The organism is Succinivibrio sp., assembly GCF_045124615.1.
GTDB lineage: Bacteria > Pseudomonadota > Gammaproteobacteria > Enterobacterales > Succinivibrionaceae > Succinivibrio > Succinivibrio faecicola.
Window position 1 is genome coordinate 1 of the sequence record NZ_JBGVMC010000301.1, and the last position, 5,121, is coordinate 5,121.

The window sequence follows — 5,121 nt, forward strand, 5'->3', positions numbered from 1 at the left end:
AGCAAATTCAAAAGCAAGAATAAAAATATGCCAGCTTACAAGTCCAAAAGCATTTAACAGGTATTTACAATTAGAAGAAAATAGAAATTATTTAATGGGATTATTAAGAACCATATCAAAACTACCAAAAATAGTGGCAGATATAGACGTGTATATAACAGCTTTGGAGAAAATGAATGTATAAGAGTTTTTTAACAAGCGATTTGGCTGAACAATTACAAGAAGATCCTAATTCCACATGGGGACAGGTGTTACACATGATGGTTAAACATTATGGAGTACAACAGAGAACTTATGACGGCACAGAATTTGACGTAATGATAGCTCCGAACCCTGAAAAGATTAGAATGTGGTACGAAACACATGTAGGCACAAAGCCAAAGAAGCAGAATAACGCCACAAAAATTGTGTATCATGGAGTAAAGATTACAGCAAAAAAGATTGCAGAATGTTCTGGTTACAGTATTAATACAGTTTATACGTATTGGCAGAAAAGCGATAAAGACGGAGAGGTGTTTTCTAAAATGATAGATAAGAAAATGACTCAACAGGCAAAAATGGCTTTACTTGACAGCGTAAGCGAAGAAGAAAGACAGATTATAAGTGACGATGATGAGGTGAATATAATTTTATGATTACGACAAGAGAAATAGCACAGGTAAAGAATATAAAATTGTTATCATGTGGAAACATTGTGGAAAGAAATGTAGCGTTATGCCACGATAATTTGTATATATACGATGCTAAAAAAAGATGTTACACAGTTATCGAAAACATAAAACTGCTCCAAAGATTAAAAGAAAATCCGCTGGTATTTAAAAACGCTATTCAGAGCTACATTACTTTAGAGCTAGTTAGCGAAACCACAATGAATAGTATGCACAATGTTATGATATGCAATATTAACCATCAGAGCTTGCTGTTGAATATATCTTCATTCTGCGAGATGTTTTGTGCAGTATTTCATGTTAACACAACAGTTTCACAGGATTTTGTTGACCTGCTTCAAGATTTATTAAGCGGAGGTGGTTTTGATGATAAAGCGATGTCTATTATCAATCAAATTAAAAACAATCAGTTTTTAAAATATGATACTATGGTTGCTATTGCTACGTTAATCGGATTTGGGACTAGATATATACCTAGTGATTTGCAGAAAGATATGCTGTCCATAATTATATCCGAATACCCTAACAAAAAAGAAAGGCATTTGATGTTTATTGCGTTAGAAAGTATGAATAACAATGTAGTAATCAATAGATTGCTCGGTATAGAGACAATGGTTAATTCATTTGAACTTACAAATAAAAGCAAGGAGATATAATGAACGAAGTAGAAGAAGTAAAGGCTGAAATTGTGAAGTCTGAAAAGGATTTAGCAACAGACAATTTGTCAACAGAAATGTCTGATTGGAATAAAGAACAAATGATAGCTTACAGAGAAAAGTTGCGTTTTGCTATCGAACATGGCGTGTTACCTGCAAACCTGATTGACGATAAAGTAAATCATAAGGTTTCAGAACAAAAACTTGACGAGGCTATTGCACGTATCAGCTACGGCAAAAGTTTGAATATGTCTCCAAAGTTAGCACTCACCAACACAATGATCGTCAATGGAAACATGACAATTTGGGGTGATGCTCTGCCTGCTGTTATTTATCAAAGTGGACTGATGGATTACAAGGAAGAAACCTTTGATGCCACAACAATGACTGCTATCTGCACAATTAAGCGTAAAGATATGAGTAAACCTGAGACAAGAACTTTCTCAGCAGAAGATGCGAAAATTGCAGGACTATGGGGCAAAAACGTATGGGCTAAATATCCAAAACGCATGTTACAGCAGAGAGCAAGAACGTATGCGTTCCGAGATATATTCCCTGACGTTCTGCAAGGCATGATAACCACAGAAGAAGCACAGGAGATTGCCAATAATAATGATGTAATTTCAAGTTATAGCAAGGTTCTAGCTACCCCTGTTGTTAAACATGTAGAGACAGTAAAAGAAGAAGTGCTGGCAATAGAGTATACGCCTTTGTCAGAGGTTCAGGAGATGTTGCAGAGTATTACATCAAAAGAAGATTTGACCAAGTATTTCTTTGATGTTAAACAAAAAGTAAAAACATCTGACACGTCTCAGTTGCTTGAACTGTTTAGACAAAGAAAATCAGAACTAGCTGAAAGTGAAGAAAAAGTTTGACAAAAATGTTTTTTAGATCTACAATAAGCATGTAATCACAAAATAAGGAAATATTATGAACTTAACTTTTAACGAAGAAGACGACAAGAAATACGAGGAAATGTTAAACAGCTCTACCAACTATGTTTCAGATAAGGATCTCCCTTATGTTGACTCAGGTATGTATCAGTGCGAAGTTTCCTCTGCTTTTGCCTCTCAAGCCACAATTAACGGAGTTGTTGAAGATAGAATCAACGTTACTTTTATTGCATACGACAAAGATGGAGTAACACCTGTAGGCAAGTTTACTAATAACTTTACCTGTGACAAAAACAACAAGTTTTTCTTTCATACTTTTGAATTGTGTATGCTGACAAACAATAAGGCTCTCAAGGAAGAACCTTTATTGAACAAAGATGGTGAACAGGTTTTCTCTCAGAGAGATAATATGCCTGTAATGCACTACCCAACACTAAAAGGAACTAAACTGATAGCAAGTGTTTTCAGAAAACCTGATTATGTAAGTCAGAACGGCAACACTTATGCTAATTACACAATCTACGGCCTGTATGCCTCTGATAAGCGTACTTTTGGTGAAATTAGACGTAATCAGCCAGCAGAATCCATTAAAAAGGATTATGCGTTCTTGCAAAAGAAAATCAGGGAACAGGCAGAACAGCAAGAGGCTTTGAATAGAACAAGTCATTACGCTCCACCAAAGCCTACACCTGCACCTGCATACGGCAACACACCTAAACCAGTGATGAAAGAACCGACATACGCATCACAACAGCAAGATGAAGATTTACCATTCTAACTCTCTTAGCTAAAACTGTACAAGGCTGTTTAACGACAGCCTTTTTTGTAGGATAAAAAGGAAACAATAATGAACATAGTTGCAGAAAAAACATTAAAACTTATCGAGTCACAGATTATCGGAGATAACGGTAAATCATTTAAGTCACACGAAGAAAACCTTTTACCACAAATGCACGATGCTTACAAGGCAGACAAAAAAGACGGATTACGTGATCATTTAGGAGCGTCATTAATCGGAGAGCCTTGCGTAAGAAAGATTTGGTTAAGTTACAGGGGGTGTGGCCAGTCTCAAATTGATGCAAGAATGATAAGATTGTTTAATCGAGGTCATTTAGAAGAAGCAAGATTTCATGCTATGCTGAGAGCTATCGGCTGTAATACATACTTTGATACCAACGGTAGACAGTATGGGTATAAAGACGGAATGTTTGCAGGCAGTATTGACGGATTGGCAACTAATGTGCCTGATTGTCCTAATGAACTTGTAATGCTCGAATTTAAAACAATGAACGATAGCCGTTTTAAACAATTTGTTAGCACTGATATGCTTAATTTTAAAGGATATGAAAATCAATGCAAGGTTAATATGTATTGCATGTGTAAGTATCAGGCAGACGTATTAAAGGAATTAAACCCAAAAGATCCTACAATTTGGAATACCCTATTTATGGCAGTAAATAAAAACACTGACGAAGTTCATGCTGTTCTTATCCACAGAGATGATGATTGGGTAGAAAAGAATTTAGACAAAAGAATCAATGCCGTGTTAGATAATAATGTTGTTCCAGCAGGCATATACGACAAACCCACTTATTTTGAGTGTAAATGCTGTTCGTTTAAAGGGTATTGTTATGAACACAAAGAACTGCCACATAATTGCAGAACATGTGTATGTCACGATTTAAAAAGCAATACCTGTATGTTTGATCTTAACGGATATAATGAAGAATGTTACACCAAAATAGAGGTGGAGATGGAAAATGACGATTAAACCAAGAGATTACCAAATAGATGCAGTAAACAGTATATTTAATTATTGGAGTGAAAATAATAATCAAGGCAATCCTGTTGTTGTAATGCCAGTGGGTTCAGGAAAAAGTCTGACAATGGCTCATTTTGTAAGAACATGTGAGGATAAATTCGGCCAGCATTTATCAAAAATATTGATTGTTACCCATGTAAAAGAGCTGATTGAACAAGATTATCAGGCCGTTGTTGATTATTGGAATGGTGCGAATATAGGCATATACTCTGCTAGTCTCAAGGCTAAATGTACGCATAATAAGATAATCTGCTGTGGCGTTCAGAGTATAGCCAAAAACTACAAAGAATTAGGCAAAGTAAACTGTATTATAATTGACGAATGTCATTTAGTTCCTGTCAAACAGGAAACAACATACAGACGCTTAATTGCAGGACTAAAAGAATTAAATCCAAAATTAAAGGTGGTTGGTTTCACAGGTACACCTTACAGACTGGATTGTGGCTTGATTACTGAAAACGGCATATTTGATGATATAGTTTTCAACATGTGTACTGTCGAGTGGTTTCAATGGCTGATTGACAATCATTATTTGTGCGATGCAATTCCGAAACGCCCTGATTTTCAGATAGACGTAAAAGACGTTGGTATCAGAGGTGGAGAATTTATAGAAAAGGAATTACAGCTTGCATGTGACAAAGAAGAAGTAACACGCCTAGCACTTACCGAAACAATCAAACTGGCTCAGGACAGAAAGCATTGGCTTGTTTTCTGCACTGGCGTAGAACATGCTAACCATGTTTGTGATTTTCTTAATGCTCACGATGTTCCATGCACAGTTATTAGTGGTGATTTAGATATGACTACTCGTAATGAACGTATTGAGGGCTTTAAATCAGGAAAATACAGAGTTTGTGCAAATGTTAACGTGTTGAGTACAGGGTTCAATTTTCCTGATATTGACTGTCTTGTAATGCTCAGACCAACGCAGAGTGTATCACTCTACATACAGGCTTGTGGCCGAGGAATACGTTACAGTCCGAACAAAGAAAATTGTTTGGTTCTTGATTTTGCTGGGAATGTTGCGAGATTAGGCTGTATAAACGATCCTGCCCCGATGAAAAAGAAAAAGCAAAAAGTAT

7 protein-coding genes are annotated in these 5,121 nt (G+C 36.1%); all 7 read left to right on the forward strand.

Annotated features, from left to right (window positions below; genetic code table 11):
- The coding region (locus ACJML3_RS07845) for a hypothetical protein (RefSeq protein ID WP_406022132.1) at positions 1-184 on the forward strand (184 nt) is incomplete at its 5' end.
- Positions 185-257: 73 nt separating this feature from the next.
- Positions 258-635: a hypothetical protein gene (locus ACJML3_RS07850; RefSeq protein WP_406022134.1), complete on the forward strand. Its 378-nt coding sequence runs from the start codon at positions 258-260 to the stop codon at positions 633-635.
- Positions 632-1,324: a hypothetical protein gene (locus ACJML3_RS07855; RefSeq protein ID WP_406022136.1), complete on the forward strand. Its 693-nt coding sequence runs from the start codon at positions 632-634 to the stop codon at positions 1,322-1,324. Before ACJML3_RS07850 ends, ACJML3_RS07855 begins: the two co-directional genes overlap by 4 nt.
- Positions 1,324-2,199, forward strand: a complete 876-nt coding sequence (locus ACJML3_RS07860; RefSeq protein ID WP_406022138.1) for a recombinase RecT — start codon at positions 1,324-1,326, stop codon at positions 2,197-2,199. The genes ACJML3_RS07855 and ACJML3_RS07860 overlap by 1 nt, the downstream gene beginning before the upstream one ends.
- Before the next feature lie 55 nt (positions 2,200-2,254).
- Positions 2,255-2,995: a hypothetical protein gene (locus ACJML3_RS07865; RefSeq protein ID WP_406022140.1), complete on the forward strand. Its 741-nt coding sequence runs from the start codon at positions 2,255-2,257 to the stop codon at positions 2,993-2,995.
- A gap of 69 nt (positions 2,996-3,064) precedes the next feature.
- A complete protein-coding gene (locus tag ACJML3_RS07870) occupies positions 3,065-3,988 on the forward strand; it encodes a hypothetical protein (protein WP_406022142.1) in 924 nt (307 codons plus the stop codon).
- On the forward strand, positions 3,978-5,121 hold a 1,144-nt coding region (locus tag ACJML3_RS07875), incomplete at its 3' end, for a DEAD/DEAH box helicase (RefSeq protein ID WP_406022144.1). The genes ACJML3_RS07870 and ACJML3_RS07875, both read left to right, overlap by 11 nt.

Excerpts from the sequence above, each read along its gene's own strand:
- ACJML3_RS07855 (WP_406022136.1), top strand. The coding sequence starts at position 632 with ATGATTACGACAAGAGAAATAGCACAGGTAAAGAATATAAAATTGTTA.
- ACJML3_RS07870 (WP_406022142.1), top strand. The coding sequence starts at position 3,065 with ATGAACATAGTTGCAGAAAAAACATTAAAACTTATCGAGTCACAGATT.
- ACJML3_RS07860 (WP_406022138.1), top strand. The coding sequence starts at position 1,324 with ATGAACGAAGTAGAAGAAGTAAAGGCTGAAATTGTGAAGTCTGAAAAG.
- ACJML3_RS07850 (WP_406022134.1), top strand. The coding sequence starts at position 258 with ATGATGGTTAAACATTATGGAGTACAACAGAGAACTTATGACGGCACA.
- ACJML3_RS07865 (WP_406022140.1), top strand. The coding sequence starts at position 2,255 with ATGAACTTAACTTTTAACGAAGAAGACGACAAGAAATACGAGGAAATG.